10 protein-coding genes and 1 pseudogene are annotated in these 14,996 nt (G+C 69.9%); 7 read left to right on the top strand and 4 right to left on the bottom strand.

The genetic code is table 11. The annotated features are described in order from the left end of the window. Nucleotides 1–421 precede the first annotated feature (421 nt). Nucleotides 422–562, bottom strand: a pseudogene (locus ACFVWD_RS54175) (MerR family transcriptional regulator); the annotation flags it as partial. Between the two features lie 201 nt (nt 563–763). After that, nucleotides 764–1,477 carry a TetR/AcrR family transcriptional regulator gene (locus ACFVWD_RS54180; protein ID WP_389606214.1) on the bottom strand — a complete coding sequence of 238 codons (714 nt, stop codon included), beginning with the start codon at nt 1,475–1,477 and terminating at the stop codon, nt 764–766. 245 nt (nt 1,478–1,722) lie between these two features. Between ACFVWD_RS54180 and ACFVWD_RS54185 the strand changes: the two genes are divergently transcribed. The 3 genes from ACFVWD_RS54185 to ACFVWD_RS54195 all read left to right on the top strand — a co-directional run bounded on the left by ACFVWD_RS54185 (nt 1,723) and on the right by ACFVWD_RS54195 (nt 7,069). Beyond that, nucleotides 1,723–4,938: a bifunctional cytochrome P450/NADPH--P450 reductase gene (locus ACFVWD_RS54185; protein WP_389606215.1), complete on the top strand. Its 3,216-nt coding sequence runs from the start codon at nt 1,723–1,725 to the stop codon at nt 4,936–4,938. A gap of 130 nt (nt 4,939–5,068) precedes the next feature. Then, nucleotides 5,069–6,115: a zinc-binding dehydrogenase gene (locus ACFVWD_RS54190; protein ID WP_266590109.1), complete on the top strand. Its 1,047-nt coding sequence runs from the start codon at nt 5,069–5,071 to the stop codon at nt 6,113–6,115. A 264-nt stretch (nt 6,116–6,379) separates the two neighbouring features. Beyond that, nucleotides 6,380–7,069: a TetR/AcrR family transcriptional regulator gene (locus ACFVWD_RS54195; RefSeq protein ID WP_389606217.1), complete on the top strand. Its 690-nt coding sequence runs from the start codon at nt 6,380–6,382 to the stop codon at nt 7,067–7,069. A gap of 51 nt (nt 7,070–7,120) precedes the next feature. Here ACFVWD_RS54195 and ACFVWD_RS54200 read toward each other — a convergent pair whose 3' ends face one another. Further along, complete coding sequence (locus ACFVWD_RS54200) at nt 7,121–7,702, bottom strand: TetR/AcrR family transcriptional regulator (RefSeq protein ID WP_389606218.1); 582 nt, start codon at nt 7,700–7,702, stop codon at nt 7,121–7,123. A gap of 548 nt (nt 7,703–8,250) precedes the next feature. Then, nucleotides 8,251–8,886 carry a TetR/AcrR family transcriptional regulator gene (locus tag ACFVWD_RS54205; protein ID WP_389606220.1) on the bottom strand — a complete coding sequence of 212 codons (636 nt, stop codon included), beginning with the start codon at nt 8,884–8,886 and terminating at the stop codon, nt 8,251–8,253. Between the two features lie 137 nt (nt 8,887–9,023). Here ACFVWD_RS54205 and ACFVWD_RS54210 point away from each other — a divergent pair, with 137 nt between their 5' ends. From ACFVWD_RS54210 to ACFVWD_RS54225, 4 genes are read left to right on the top strand one after another with little or no spacing between them, the layout of a single operon-like run. After that, on the top strand, nt 9,024–10,169 hold the full coding sequence (locus ACFVWD_RS54210) for a VOC family protein (RefSeq protein WP_389606222.1): 1,146 nt from the start codon (nt 9,024–9,026) through the stop codon (nt 10,167–10,169). Then, entirely contained in the window at nt 10,166–11,104 is a 939-nt protein-coding gene (locus tag ACFVWD_RS54215) for a fumarylacetoacetate hydrolase family protein (protein WP_389606224.1), read from the top strand. The genes ACFVWD_RS54210 and ACFVWD_RS54215 overlap by 4 nt, the downstream gene beginning before the upstream one ends. After that, a complete protein-coding gene (locus ACFVWD_RS54220) occupies nt 11,101–12,723 on the top strand; it encodes a bifunctional 3-(3-hydroxy-phenyl)propionate/3-hydroxycinnamic acid hydroxylase (protein ID WP_389606226.1) in 1,623 nt (540 codons plus the stop codon). The genes ACFVWD_RS54215 and ACFVWD_RS54220 overlap by 4 nt, the downstream gene beginning before the upstream one ends. A gap of 16 nt (nt 12,724–12,739) precedes the next feature. Continuing rightward, nucleotides 12,740–14,758: an acetoacetate--CoA ligase gene (locus tag ACFVWD_RS54225; RefSeq protein ID WP_389606228.1), complete on the top strand. Its 2,019-nt coding sequence runs from the start codon at nt 12,740–12,742 to the stop codon at nt 14,756–14,758. The last annotated feature ends 238 nt before the right edge of the window (nt 14,759–14,996 follow it).

Genomic DNA, 14,996 nt, shown 5'->3' on the forward strand with positions numbered 1-14,996 from the left:
GATCAGGCTGCCCTCAGCTTCAACCCGACTGCTGCGACAGCGAGTTGGTGCAGGTCTTCCACCTCCACTCGAACCAACAGCGCCTCACGGCGCAACCAAGATCTGTGCCAGAACCCTCAACTCAACTCATGAGCAGAGCCACTGGCGAGAGAGTCTTCTGTGTGGGCCTTGTTCTCGTATAGCCACGGCCAAGTGGCGCGCTGAGAAACTGCCTGGCGACAGTTGTGGTCTCCTGATCTTCGCTCCGGTTCTCTCGCCACGCTGTGGTGATCCAACTGGGTTGGGCGAGGGAGCACGAGTGTGGCAGGGCTTGGGAGCCGGAAGACCTGAAGGCGATGTTGCCCGGGGCGCTGAAGCGTTCCGGGCAACGTGCGTGAGGGTCAGCGACGATGCTGCCGGGAAGTCGCAGGTTCCAGCCGTCTCAGGCCGCGGCCGTTGGATTCGCTGGTTCGGCGGCGCGGCGGTGTTCGGCGTTGATGCGCTGAGCTTCTTCGAGGTCTTCGAGGATGACGATGCGGCTGGCGACCTCGATCCGGGTGGCCTCGCGCACGAGCTTGTGAGCAGCGCCAAGGAGGACTGTCACAGCACCCCGGACTGCGGTGCTGCGGGTGGCGGCCGCGGTCGCCAGACCCACCCGCTCACGAATATACCGAGCAACTCACAGGCCAGGGCGCGGACAGCGTAGGGCAGGTTGTGCCCGTAGAGCGCGCACGTGGATCCACCGACGTGACCATCAGGTCGACTCGGCCCACGGCCGACAGGATCAGACTGGGCCCGGCCATCGCGAGCTGGACACTGATTGCGGCCTTGGGACAGAGCTCGGCTCGCTCGGCCAGGGGCCTGCCTCCGTCGCAAGGCCTCGGCCGGCGCCCTGGCCGTCACCATCGGTGATGAGCCGGCTGTCCAGGCCCGTGATGATCGTGTCCAGCACCAGGCGGAACATGCGGTCCTCCTCAGGGCCTGCGTCCGCGGGCCCCTCTTCGCCGACAGCGGGGGCGGCGGGCTCGAGGTTCGACCACTGGTGAAGCGCGCCGTTGAGTTCGGCGGTGAGGACACCGATGACGACCGCGCACATGAGAGCGGCGATCGGCCGGATCTCTGAGTGCGGCACCCCTGCGGCGTCCAGTGTCGCGGTGAGCGCAGCCCAGAACGGGTCTTCGGGCTGGATGAAGTCCGGCTGGCTGAACGAGTAGGCCATGAGGTTGGGGTGGCGGTGTGCCAGCGTCCGAAAATCTGTGGCGAGCAGGCGTATGCGCTCCTGCCAGGCAGCGTCTTCGAGGGTCACGGTGCGGAACTGGGCGCCGACCCTCCTCGCCACGCCGCGCAGCAGGGCGCCCTTGTTCGGTACGTGGTGGTACAGCGACATCGGGTTCGCATCCAGCGCGGTCGCGAGTTTGCGCATGGTGAGCGCGTCGACCCCGTCCGCGTCGATGAGCCGCAGGGCGGCTGCATAGATCCCGGTCTCAGTCAGAGGCACGTCTCTCTTCCTTGTTCCCCGCGGGGGAAGCTTCGCCTTTGTCATACGCCGTACGGTAGCGGTTTCGTACGGTGTACGGAAATGAGCTGGATCACGCAGTGACGGAGCAGACACTTCCGCGACCCGGGTTGCACTCGACGTTCCATACGGCGTACGGTTCTTTTCCGTACGGCGTATGTTTCTGTGGTGCACCGCGGCATCGACCGGCACCCTTGCCCATCCCTCTCCGCACAAAGGAGCAAGCCATGACCACGTCGAACGACCTTCGCCCCATTCGGTCCCCGCGCGGGATACCCCTGCTCGGCCACACGCCGCAGATCCCCAGCACCAACCCGGTGGAGTACTTCGGCGAGCTGTCCAAGCAGTTCCCCGAGGGCATCTACGGCATGGACATCGCCGGCATCGAGCAGGTCTTCGTCTACGACCCGGACCTGGTGGCCGAGGTCTGCGACGAGACGCGGTTCTTCAAGCAGATCGAGAAGACGCCGCTGCATCACGTCCGGGACTTCGCGGGGGCGGGCCTGTTCACGGCCCACCAGCACGAAGAGGAATGGGGCATGGCGCACCGTGTCCTGATGCCGGCCTTCAGCCAGCGGTCCATGAAGGCCTACTACGGGCAGATGCTGGAGATCGCCCAGAACCTGGTGGGCAAGTGGGAGCGCAGGGAGGGTCAGCCGGTCAACATCACCGACGACTACACCCGGCTCACCCTGGACACGATCGCCCTGTCGGGGTTCGGCTACCGGTTCCAGTCCTTCGACAAGGAGGAGCTGCACCCCTTCCTCAACGCGCTGCTGGGTGCGCTGGTGGAGTCGCTGCGGCGCTCGCAGGAGCTGCCGATGATGACCAAGTTCCGCAAGGCGGACGACAAGAGGTACCGCGAGAACATCCGGCAGATGCAGGAACTGGTCGAGAGCGTGATCAAGGAGCGCCGCCAGGGGGAGGGCGGCGGTGAGGAGGACCTTCTGGGGCTGATGCTGGAGGCCACCGACCCGGAGACCGGCAAGCTGCTGGCCGACGACAACGTCCGCGACCAGGTGCTGACGTTCCTGATCGCCGGTCACGAGACCACCAGCGGCCTGCTGTCGTTCGCCACCTACTCGCTCATGCGCAACCCGCACGTCCTGGCCCAGGCCTACGCGGAGGTGGACCGGCTGCTGCCCGGCGACACCGTGCCGGACTACGACACGATCATGAAGCTGGACGTCATCCCGCGCATCCTGGACGAGACCCTGCGCCTGTGGGCTCCCATCCCGGCATTCGGCAAGGCCCCGCTGGAGGACACCGTCATTGGCGGCCGCTACCAGCTGAAGAAGGGAACTCGGGTCAACATCCTCGAGGGCCCGCTGCACACCCACCCCAAGGCGTGGGAGCGGCCGGAGGAGTTCGACATCGACCGGTGGCTGCCGGAGAACCGCGACCAGCAGCACCCGCACGCCTACAAGCCGTTCGGCAACGGCTTGCGTGCCTGCATCGGCCGGCAGTTCGCGCTCACCGAGGCCCGTCTGGCCCTCGCGCTGGTGCTGCAGAAGCTCAAGTTCTCCGACACCGGCGACTACAAGATGGACGTCAAGGAGGCGCTGACGCGCAAGCCCAGCGACTTCCAGCTGGTCGTCCGGCGCCGTCAGGAACACCAGCGGACCGTCTTCGGCGCCGTGGACCTGCAGACCGACGACACGCAGGCGCAGGCCGCGGTCAGCGGTGTCGGGGTGAACCTGACCGTCGCCTACGGCTCCAGCCTTGGCTCTTGCGAGGACCTGGCGCGCACCATCGCCGACCGCGGCGAGCGCTCCGGCTTCGGCACCACCCTGACCAGCCTGGATGAGCTGGGCGACAACCTGCCCACCGAGGGCCTGCTCGTGGTCGTCGCCGCCAGCTACAACGGCAAGGCCCCCGACAACGCCCAGCGTTTCGACGAGCTGATCGCCGCCGGGCTGCCCGAGGGCTCGCTGTCGAACGTGCGGCTCGCGCTGCTGGGCGCCGGCAACACCCAGTGGGTGGCCACCTACCAGGCCTTCCCCAAGCGGATCGACGAAGCCCTGCTGGGCGCCGGTGCCACCCCCATCATCGAGCGTGGCATCGCCGACGCCGCCGGTGACTTCGACGGCATGGCCACTCGCTGGATGGACACCCTGTGGACCACCCTGGCCGAGGAGTACGCCGCCGACACCTCCGACGCGAGCGGCCCGCGCTACCAGGTCCAGCTGCTCACCGAGGCGGACGTGCGCCCCGCTATCGTCTCCGAGCAGGCCTACCCCCTCACGGTGGTGGCCAACGAGGAACTCGTGGCCGACGCGACCGGCCTGTGGGACTTCAGCCTCGAGCCGCCGCGCCCGTCGGCGAAGTCCATCACCATCGAGCTCCCCGAGGGTGTCACCTACGACACCGGCAACCACCTGGCCGTCTTCGCCAAGAACGAGCCGGCACTGGTCAACCGCGCCCTCGCCCGCCTCGGCGTCGACCGCGACCAGGTCCTGCGGCTGGACCAGCCGGCCGGCGGCCGCACCCACCTGCCGGTAGGCACCCCCGTCACCGCAGGCCTGCTCCTCACCGAGTTCCTGGAGCTGCAGGACGTGGCGACCCGCACCCAGGTGCGCATCCTGGCCGAGCACACCGAGTGCCCGTGGACCCGGCCGCAGCTGCAGGCCTACACCGCCGACACCGAGGAAGCCGAGGAGCGCTACCAGAACGAGATCCTCGGCAAGCGCATCTCCGTGCTGGGCCTGCTGGAACGCTTCCCCGCGGTCGAACTGCCGCTGGCCGTTCTCCTGGAGATGACGGGGCCGATCCGTCCCCGCTTCTACTCCATCTCCTCCGCCCCGCTGGCCAACCCGCGCCACGTGCGCCTGACTGTGGGCCTGCTGGAAGGCCCGGCCCTGTCCGGTGACGGCCAGTACCGCGGCACCTGCTCCTCCTACATCGCCGGACTCGAGCCCGGAGACGTCTTCTACGGCTACGTGCGCGTGCCCTCCCCGACCTTCGCCCCGCCGGCCGACCCCGCCACGCCGCTGATCCTCATCGGCCCCGGCACCGGCATCGCGCCGCTGCGCGGATTCCTGGAGGAGCGCGCCTCGCAGCAGGAGAACGGTACCGAGGTGGGCCTGTCGCAGGTCTTCGTCGGCTGCCGCCACCCGGAGCACGACTACTTGTACCGCCAGGAGATGCAGGCCTGGGAGCAGTCCGGGATCGCGCAGGTCCACACCGCCTTCTCCGCGGTGAGCGGCCACCCGGCCCGGTTCGTGCAGAACGCCATCGCCAACGCCGCCGACACGGTGTGGCAGGCCATCGAAGACGGCGCGTACATCTACGTCTGCGGTGACGGCCGCCGCATGGCACCCGCCGTCCGCGAGGCCCTCGCCGCGATTCACCGCCAGCGGACCGGCAGCGACGAGGAAACCGCCCAGCAGTGGCTCGCCCAGCTCGAAGCCGACGAGCACTACCAGCAGGACGTCTTCGCCTGACCCCCGGACGCCGGGAGGCGTGCGGCCGTCCAGACACCCCGCACGCCTCCCGGCCACCACAAGCCCGCCCGACACACGGCACCGATTGGCCCGAATCGCCGGGAGTGCCACTCACAGAAGGAAGATCACCATGGACACCATGCTCGCCGGACGCTTCCACCTGGACAGCAAGAAGTTCGTCGTGGAGGAGGTCCCCGTCCCCGTGCCGGGTCCGGGCGAGATCCTCATCGAGGTGAAGGCCGCAGGCGTCTGCCTTTCGGACGTCCACCTGATCGACGGCTCCCTCGTCCCGCTGTTCGCCACCTCAGACGTGGTCACCGTCGGCCACGAGGTTTCGGGCGTGATCCACACCCTCGGCCCCGACCTCAAGCGCGGCCTGACCGTCGGCACCCGCGTCACCCTGGAGGCCGGCAAGACCTGCGGCCAGTGCGCCGGCTGCGTGCGCCGCCGCCCCTGCACCCAGATGCTCACCGCCGGCATCGACTACGACGGCGGCTGGGCCCAGTACACCCTCGCCCGCGAGGACACCCTCATCCCCATCCCCGACAGCCTCCCCTTCGACCAGGCCGCGATCATCCCCGATGCGGTCTCGACCCCCTACGCCGCCGTCGTCGCCACCGCCGGAGTACGCCCCGCCCAGTCCGTCGGCGTGTGGGGTGTGGGCGGAGTCGGCGCACACAACGTACGCCTCGCCCGCCTGGTCGGCGCCGCACCGATCATCGCCGTCGACCCGCTGCCCAGCGCCCGGGAACGCGCCCTGGCCTTCGGCGCGGACATCGCACTCGACCCGGCCGCCGACGACTTCGCCGACCAGGTACGCGCCGCCACCGCCGGACGGGGCCTCGACTTCGCCTTCGACTGCGCCGGCGTGCCCGCCGTCCGCGAGCAGGCCGCCTCCGCACTCGGCCTGGGCGGCTCCCTCATCCTGGTCGGCATCACGCCCAGGCCCCTCACCATCACCGAGGGCCTGACCTTCAACTACATGCAGAAGCAGGTGCGCGGCCACTACGGCGGCTACCCCGAGTCAGTCACCGAGCTCGTGCAGCTGACCGCAGCCGGCCGCCTCGACCTCGCCCCCTCCATCACGGACCACATCCCGCTCGCCGACGCCGCCGACGCGATCCACCGACTGGAGAACAAGATCGGCGACCCGATCCGCCTCATCCTCGTCCCCTGACACGTCCAGCGGGACATCAAAGCCACCTCGGGCAGGGGTGAGTGGGCGCCGGTGCTTGAGGGAGCACCGGCGCCCACGGCTTTCCGGTATCTGCTGGCCTGGCACGCGCCGACTCCGGCCAGGTGAGGTCGGGCAGGGGCGCTGCGCCGAGCTGACTCTTCCCTCTCAAGGCCGCAGAACCCCGCTGCCGCCGGCTCGTAGCCGGGCGCCAGAACCCGGCGTCCTCCGTAGCGGCGCACATGATCCGAAGTGGAGATGGGAATCATGCAGATGGCCGACGCTCTGGACCGTACTCCGCAGCGCAGTAATGCTCGCTCAAACCGCACACGTATTCTCGCGACCGCTCGGCAGAAACTGAGGGACAACCCCGACGCGAGTCTCGACAGCATCGCTCAGGCGGCCGGCGTCGCGCGGCGCACCCTCTACGGACACTTCTCCAGCCGGCAAGCGCTGGTCGCCGCCCTGACGCAGGAAGCAGGCCAAGCGCTTCAACAGGCGTTCGCCACGGCCCGTATTCCAGGCGCCGACCCGCTGGAGGCGACGGCGCGGATGGCCCTGGCGGCATGGACGGTGGGCGACCAGTACCGCATGCTCATCTCCTTGGGCCGCCGCGATCTGGGAGACGAGGCGATCCGAGCCACCCTGGCACCGGCGCGCGAAGAGGCCACCGCGACCGTGCGACGTGGTCAGGACGAAGGCGTGTTTGCGGACCACGTTCCCGCGCCTGTCCTCGCCCTGATGCTGGAAGCACTGATGCTGGCCCTCGCCGCGGAGAACGCCGCGTCCACCTGGGCGGATCCTGCGGGTGAAGCTGCGGCGACCGCGCTCCTGGTCGCCGCCGGCGTAGCACCACAGGTGGCTGCGCTCCGCGTGCAGGAGGTTCTGCGTGAGTCGGAGGGGCATGAACGGCGTTCTGACGTCCGCCACTTCGCCGCCTCAGCGCGCCGTCACTGAGGCAACGAAGAAGTGTGCGTCAGTCGAGCCCGCGGCAGCCGCTCCACTCCGTCACGACTCCTTGCGGGTTCGTGCGATATGGCTCTCCAAGCCGACGATCGTCGCGTCCAGCGCACAGTTGAACATCGCGTCGATCACGTCCTTCGCGGGCGAGGGGGCGTCTTCCCTGTCGGGGCCGGCTGGTGCCGGCGGCAGGGTGGTCCACCGCTGCAGCGCTCCGGTCAATTCGCTGACCAGCAGCCCCGTGAAAACCGCGCACAAGGAGGCAGCGACGCGCGGGATCTCCGAGGGCGGCAGTTCCGCGGCAGACAGGATGTTGATGAGCCCCTGCCAAAAGGGGTCCTCCGGCTGGACGTAGTCAGCTCGCCCGAAGGAGTACGCCATCAGTTTCGGATGGCTGTGCGACAGTTTACGGAAGTCCAGAGCCAGTTGGCGCAGGCGGTCCTGCCAGGGGAGGTCCTCCCGCGCCCCCGCGCGGAACTGCGAGCCGACGCGCTCGGCCAGGCCACGCAGCACGGCGTCCTTGTTCGGCACGTGGTGGTACAGCGACATCGGGTTCGCATCCAGCGCGGTCGCGAGTTTGCGCATACTGAGCACCTCGACCCCGTCGGCCTCGATGAGCTGCAGCGCCATGGCGTAGATGCCGTCCTTGGTGAGCGGGACGTCCCTCTTCCTGGTCCCCCGGGGAGCCTTCTTTTCCATACGCTGTATGGTATCAGTTGCGGCGTATGGAAATCTGGGGCGCCGCTGCAACGGCGGCTTCCTCGCGTCGAACGGCGCCCTTGCTCTCCCCCTCTCGCCGCACACGGGCAAGCCCATGACCGCCCAGCCCGAGCCCGGCCTCCGCGCGGCATTCCGATCCTCGGCCACACGCCGCAGATCCCGCTACCAGCCCGGTCGCGTACTTCGGCGAGCTGCCCAAGCAGTTCCCGGAGGGCATCCTGACCCTCAACTACGTGCGCAGGCGGGTGTGCGACCGCTACGGCGGCGCCCCCGAGTGCGTCACCGAACTCGTGCAGCTGACCGCCGCCCGCCGCCTCGACCTCGCCCCTCCATCACCGGCCGCATGCCGCCCGCCGACGCCGCCTGCGCAATGCACCGGCCGGCAGACAAGATCGGCGACCCGGTCCGCCGCAGCCTCGCTCTGACGAGTCGTCCAGAGGTCGCCCCGGGCCGGGGATTCAGGCGAGGTCGGGCAGGGCGCGCCGGGTGACCTCACGGGCGTCGCCGGCGGGGACACCCAGCATGCGCAGGGCCATCTCGGCCAGGTCCGAGGCGGCCTCGTCGCCGTCGAGGTCGGGGCGCGCCAGCCTCAGCCCCACGAGGGACAGCAGGGTCCCTCCGAGGGCGGACAGGGCGATGGTCGGGTTGGTGCAGGTGAAGCGGCCCGTGGCGATGCCGATCTCCAGGTCGCGGAGCGCTCGCGGGGACAGGCCGCTCTGGGCGTGAATGTGGGCCAGACCGCGATCACGCAGAATCCGCATGAGTTCCGGATGGGAGTCGGCCATCCGCGCGGTGAGCCGGAAGCCCGCCGCGACGAGTTCGGCCGGGTCCTCGATCCCTTCGACACGCTCGTCGATGGCCCGACCGAACTCCTCCAGGGCATCCGTCACCGCGGCGTCGAACAGCTCCGTCTTGGACTCGAAGTGGTTGTAGAACGAGCCGAAACCGACGTCCGCGCGCTCAGCGATGGCCTGGATGCTGGCGCTGGTGTCCCCGGTCTCCGCGAGGATCTGCCGGGCCGCGCGGACGAGCGCCTGACGGGTCTCGGCTCGGCGTCGCTCGAAGCGGTTCTTGGGCGGGGCTGACGTCGGCATACGGCGAGTGTAACAACCGTCGCGATGAGTCTGCCATTACTGATGAAATTGTCAATTATTCGAGTCCACCCTATTGACGATGGGTAACGGCAAAGTTGATGATTTCCTCATTACAGCAGTGTTGCTTGGAGGACACCATGTCCCACACCCCCGTTAACAGGGCCGCTCCCCAGACGCCCCACCAAGACCTCCACAGTGAGCAGGGCGCCCTGCGCGGAGAGCACCCCGGACGTTCCCGGAATCCCGTGATCAAGGTGGCGGATCTGGCCTGGCTCGAGTTCGAGAAGCCGAACCTGGACCGGGCCGAGGTCTTCGCGCGTGACTTCGGGTTCGCGGTCGCCGCCCGCACCGAGGAGGAGCTGTGGCTGCGCGGCACCTTCGCGGGCTCACCCTGCATGGTCATCCGGCGGGGACGTACGTCCCGGTTCATCGGGCCGGCGTTCCGCGCGGCCGAGCGGGCCGACCTGGACCGGCTGGCCCGCGCCACCGGCAGTACCGTCCGGGACATCGGCGTACCGGGCGGTGGGCAGTCGGTCGCCCTGCTCGATCCCTCGGGCCTGCCGGTCCGGGTCGTGCACTGCGCCGAGCAGCTGCCCGCGCTGGCCGAGCAGGAGGCGCTGATCCTCAACTTCGGTACCGATCACCGTCGTACGAACGCCACCCAGCGCCCGCCCCGTGAGCCGTCCCGTATCCAGCGGCTGGGCCATGTGGTGCTGGAAACACGGGTGTTCGCCCGCACCCTGGACTGGTACCTGGACACCCTCGGGATGATCGTGTCCGACTTCCTGTTCCTGGACGGGCAGCGCGGGCGCGGGCCGACGATGACGTTCATCCGGTGCGACCAGGGGAGCGTGGCCGTCGATCACCACACGCTGGCCCTGCACCTGGGACCCGGAACCGGCTACGTCCACTCCGCCTACCAGGTCACCGACCTCGACACGATCGCCGCCGGCGGTGAGTACCTCGCCGAGCGCGGCTACAAGCGCAGCTGGGGCATCGGCCGGCACATCCAGGGCAGCCAGCTCTTCGACTACTGGCGCGACCCCGACCACTTCATGCTGGAGCACTTCGCCGACGGCGACCTCTTCTCCTGCGACCTCGAGCCCGGCTGGGCACCGATGTCGGCGAGCGGCCTGGCCCAGTGGGGCCCGCCGGTCACCCGCGACTTCCTGGGCACCAGCCCTTCCCCCGCCAAGCTGCGCGAGGTCATGACGGCCCTGCGTGGCGACAACGAACTCGACCCCGCACGCCTGCTGGGCCTGATGAAAGCGATGAGCTCATGAGTACCAACGTTCTGCGTACCACCGACGGCTGGTGGGTCGTCCGGGACGAACGCGCCGTCCGCATCGAGACCAAGGCCGTCACGACCGCCGAACTGCTCGCCGACCGCGACGCGGTCCGCGAAGCCGCCGCCTCCACCGAGAGCGGCACGCCCGTCGCCGACCTGGTGGCGCAGCCTCCGGTCACCACCCCGTGCCGGGTGGTCGCCCAGATGGTCAACTACCGCAGCCACGCCAAGGATTCGGGCTTCACCGGCGACATCCCGCCCACCTTCTTCCGCAAGGCGTCCGGCTCGGTCAGCGGCCCCCACGACACGATCATCCGCCCCGCGCACGTGAAGTTCCTCGACTACGAGGTGGAACTCGGCCTCGTCATGGGCGCGGCCCTGCCCGTGGGCACCGTCGTCGAGGAGCAGGACCTGCCGCGCTACGTCGCAGGCCTTGTCCTGACCAACGATGTCAGCGCCCGCGACGTCCAGCTGACCAAGACCCAGTTCTACGAGAGCAAGTCCTATCCGACCTTCACACCGACCGGTCCGTACCTGGCCCTGCTGGAGCCCGAGGATTTCGCGCATCTGCTGAACCTGCGGCTGCGGCTGTCGGTCAACGGCGTGTCACGCCAGGACCGCACGCTGGCCGACATGATCGTGCGGCCCGCACAGGCGCTCACCCTGCTCGCCCGCTTCCAGACCCTCGCCCCGGGCGACCTCCTGCTGACCGGCACTCCCGGCGGCACGGCCCTGAAGGCCCCGCCCAAGGCGGCCGAGAAGATCGCTGCGCTGCTCCCGCCCGCGCTGAAGTGGAAGGCGTTCTTCAAGGGCCAGGCCAAGAATCCCAAGTACCTGCGCAACGGTGACCTCGTCACCGCCACGATCGCCACCCCGGACGGGCGGATCGACCTCGGCGAGCAGCGGACCCCCATTGCGGACGCATCATGAAAGCCGCATCCCGGAGACCGGTGGTGATCATCGGTGCGGGACCCGTCGGGGTCATGGCTGGCCTGCTGCTCGCCCGGCACGGAGTGCGCAGCTTGGTCCTCGAACGGCACCGGGACGTCTACCCCCTGCCGCGCGCCGTCGTCGTGGACGACGAGATCCGCCGGATCCTGCAGAGCGCCGGTGTCCATGAGGAGTTCGCTTCCCTCGCCCGCCCGGCGCCCGGACTGCGGCTGCTGGACGCCGGGCGCCGCGTGATCGCCGAATTCCCGCGGTCCATGCACGGACACCACGGCTTCCCGCAGACCAGCATGTTCGACCAGCCCGATCTGGAACGCCTGCTGCGTGACGCCCTGGCGCGCCGCCCGGAGTGCGAGCTGTGGAGCGGGGTGGAGGTCGTGTCCGTCACCCAGTCCGTCGCACGGGACACCGACGGACCGAACGATCCGACGGGTCCGGTCCGGGTCACCCTTCGTCGCGACGGCAGCGACGAGGACGAGCACCTGTGGGCCGATGCCGTCCTCGGCTGCGACGGTGCGGGCAGTCTCACCCGTGACGCCATCGGCGCTCTGTGGGAGGACCTGCACTTCGAGGAGAGCTGGCGGGTCATCGACGTGCGCACCAGCCGCCCTGTGCGCACCTGGGAAGGCGCCGAGCAGATCTGTTCCCCCACCCAGCCGGCCACCTTCATGCGCGTCAGCGAGGACCGCTACCGCTGGGAGTTCAGGCTGGCCGACGACCAGAACCTGGACGGCCCGGACGGATGGGAGCGCCTGCGCGAGCTGGTCGCCCCCTGGGTGGACCTGCCGCCCGACGCCTCGCCGGGCAACGACTTCGAGGTGATACGGCAGGCGCAGTACACCTTCCGGGCCCGCCTCGCCGACCGGTGGCGCAAGGGGCGCGTCTTCCTGCTGGGCGACGCCGCCCACCTCACCCCGCCCTTCGTCGGGCAGGGACTGTGCGCGGGCCTGCGCGACGCCCAAAACCTCACCTGGAAGCTCGCCCAGGTGCTCCAACGGGGCGCACACGAGGGGCTGCTGGACACCTACGAACGCGAGCGCAAGCCGCACGCCCGCCATGTGATCCGCGTGGCGGTCGCCGTCGGCTGGGCCATGACCGGCGGACAGGACCGCGGTGCGGCGTTCCGGCGGGCCGTCGTGGGCACGGCCTGTCGCATCCCCGGTGTGACCGCGGCGGTGAGCCGTGACCTCAGTCCCGCCCTGACCGCCGGTCCACTCGTACGGCGCCGCCCCAGGCTGACCGGCCGCGTGCTGGCCGGCACCTTCGGCCCGCAGCCCTGGGTACGGCATGACGGCAGGCGAGTGCGCCTCGATGACGTCCTCGGGGACTCCTTCGCCGTCCTGACCGCTGTGCCGCCCACGGCGCAGATGACGGCCGTGGCCACGGCACTGGGCGCCCCGATGATCCGCGTCGACGATCTGGGCGACGACGGCACCCTGGCCGGCTGGCTGGCCCGCGGCCGTGCCGACGCCGTCCTGCTGCGACCCGACCGCGTCGTGATGGACACCGTCCCGGCCGGCAGCGGCGACTTCACGGACACCGTCGCCTGGGCCCCCCTGCTGCACACGGCCCGCCATACCGCCGATGCCCGGCCCGCCTGACGAGGAGCTCCACACCATGACCACCCCGCCCCCTGAGCCGTATCCGGAACCCTTCTTCACTCCCGACCCGAAGTCGGCCGCCCACAGTCGCATCGCGGACTTCGCCCGATGGGCGGCCCGGCACCGGGGCGCCGAAGGGATCCAGTACCCCACGGACTACCGAGCCCTGTACCAGTGGTCCGTGACTGACCTCGAAGGGTTCTGGGCCGCGGTGTGGGAGTACTTCGGCATCGACGCGACGACTGAGTACGAGCGGGTGCTGGCCGAGGAGACCATGCCCGGCGCCCGCTGGTTCCCCGGCGCCACGCTCAACTACACGCATCACGCGCTGCGCAACCTGCAGCCGGATTCTCCCGCGATCACCGCCCTGGACGAGACCGGGGCCGGCTATGAGATCACGGGCCGGGAGCTGCGCGCCCGGGTCGCCTCCGTCGCTGCCAGCCTGCGCGACCTGGGCGTCGGACAGGGCGACCGGGTGGTGGGCTATCTGCCCAACACCCCCCACGCCGTCATCGCCTTCCTCGCCACCGCAAGCCTGGGCGCGGTGTGGTCGGTGTGCGGCCAGGACTACGCACCCAAGGCCGCCGCCGACCGCTTCGCCCAGCTCGAACCCACGGTGCTCATCACCGCTGACGGCTACCTCTTCAACGGCGCCACCCACGACCGCCGCGCCGCCTCGCTCGAACTCGCCGCCGCCCTGCCGACGGTGAAGGCCACAGTGCTCGTGGACCACGTGGGCCTTGCGTGGCCCGAGGGCGGGAACTCGGGGCTGACGGTTCCCTGGGAGGACGCGGTCAGCCGTGACGAGTACCTCACCATCGCCCCGGTGCCGTTCGACCACCCCCTGTGGGTCGTCTTCTCCTCCGGCACCACCGGACTGCCCAAGGGCATCGTCCATGGGCACGGCGGGGTCCTGCTCGAGCACCTCAAGACCCTCGGCCTGCACACCGATCTGGGCACCGGGGACCGCCTGCTGTGGTATACCACCCCCCATTGGATGATGTGGAACCTGGTCGTCTCCACCCTGCTGACCGGTGCCACCACCTGCACCTACGACGGCAGCCCGGTACCGCAGGCGCGTCCGGACGTCCTGTGGGAGCTGGCGGCCCGTCACAAAGTCACCGTCTTCGGCACCAGTCCTCAGTACCTGCTGACCATGGCCAAGCTGGGCATCGAACCCTCCGTACACGACCTGTCGGCCATCCGCGTCGTCGGCTGCACGGGCTCCGCTCTGCCCGCCCCCGCCTACCCCTGGGTCCGCGACCACGTGGGCGCCGGCGTCCAGCTGGCCTCCACCAGCGGCGGTACGGACATCGTCTCCGGCTTCGCCGGCAGCGCCTCCACGACCCCCGTCTGGGCGGGGGAGCTGTCCGCCCCCAGCCTCGGCGTGGCGCTGGCCGCCTACGACGCGACGGGCACCCCTGTCCTCGACCAGGTCGGCGAACTGGTCGTCACCCGGCCCATGCCGTCCATGCCGCTGTACTTCTGGAACGACCCCGACGGCAGCCGCTACCGCGACGCCTACTTCGGCGCCTACCCCGGTGTGTGGCGGCACGGCGACTGGATCACACTCACCTCGCACGGCTCGGTGATCGTCCACGGCCGCTCCGACGCCACCCTCAACCGCAACGGCGTGCGCCTGGGCAGTGCCGACATCCACGACGTTGTCGAACGCCTACCCGAGATCACCGAGGCCCTCGTCATCGGCGCGGAGGAACCCGACGGCCGCTACTGGATGCCGCTCTTCGTGGTCCTCGCCGACGGGGTCGCCCTGGACGACTCCCTGCGCGTCCGGATCCGCGACGCGATCCGCACCGGTGCCTCACCCCGACACGTCCCCGACGAGATCCTCGCCGTACGGGCCCTCCCGCACACGAAGACCGGCAAGAAGCTCGAGGTTCCCGTCAAGCGCCTGCTCCAGGGCGCCCCTGCCGAGCAAGTCCTGAACCCCGAGGCGGTCGACAATCCCGACCTGATCGCCTACTTCGCCCGCCTGGGCGCCGAGCGGAACAAGCGGTCAGCACACGACACATGACGTCGGCCAGGGGACCACAGGCGCACGTGACAGCACTGGGTCCTTGTGCCCTGCCCGGCTCCGTAAACCCCGTCCCCAGGGGGTGGTGGGGGGGGGGGGGTCCCCCCCCCCCCCCGCCCGGCGCCGGACCGGGGAGGGCACCGGCCCCCCCGCCGGCGGGCCGGCCCCTCCCACTCCCGACCGGGCCGTGTCGCCACGGCCGGGTCAGTGGCTCGTGGTCACCGGTGTCACGGGGGGC

The sequence above is a fragment of the Streptomyces sp. NPDC058086 genome, from assembly GCF_042885015.1.
Classification (GTDB): Bacteria; Actinomycetota; Actinomycetes; order Streptomycetales; family Streptomycetaceae; genus Streptomyces.

Bases quoted from the DNA above. Each gene is read 5' to 3' on its own strand.
- ACFVWD_RS54185 (WP_389606215.1), top strand. From the start codon at position 1,723: ATGACCACGTCGAACGACCTTCGCCCCATTCGGTCCCCGCGCGGGATA.
- ACFVWD_RS54190 (WP_266590109.1), top strand. From the start codon at position 5,069: ATGGACACCATGCTCGCCGGACGCTTCCACCTGGACAGCAAGAAGTTC.
- ACFVWD_RS54195 (WP_389606217.1), top strand. From the start codon at position 6,380: ATGCAGATGGCCGACGCTCTGGACCGTACTCCGCAGCGCAGTAATGCT.
- ACFVWD_RS54200 (WP_389606218.1), bottom strand. From the start codon at position 7,702: ATGGCGCTGCAGCTCATCGAGGCCGACGGGGTCGAGGTGCTCAGTATG.
- ACFVWD_RS54205 (WP_389606220.1), bottom strand. From the start codon at position 8,886: ATGCCGACGTCAGCCCCGCCCAAGAACCGCTTCGAGCGACGCCGAGCC.
- ACFVWD_RS54210 (WP_389606222.1), top strand. From the start codon at position 9,024: ATGTCCCACACCCCCGTTAACAGGGCCGCTCCCCAGACGCCCCACCAA.
- ACFVWD_RS54215 (WP_389606224.1), top strand. From the start codon at position 10,166: ATGAGTACCAACGTTCTGCGTACCACCGACGGCTGGTGGGTCGTCCGG.
- ACFVWD_RS54220 (WP_389606226.1), top strand. From the start codon at position 11,101: ATGAAAGCCGCATCCCGGAGACCGGTGGTGATCATCGGTGCGGGACCC.
- ACFVWD_RS54225 (WP_389606228.1), top strand. From the start codon at position 12,740: ATGACCACCCCGCCCCCTGAGCCGTATCCGGAACCCTTCTTCACTCCC.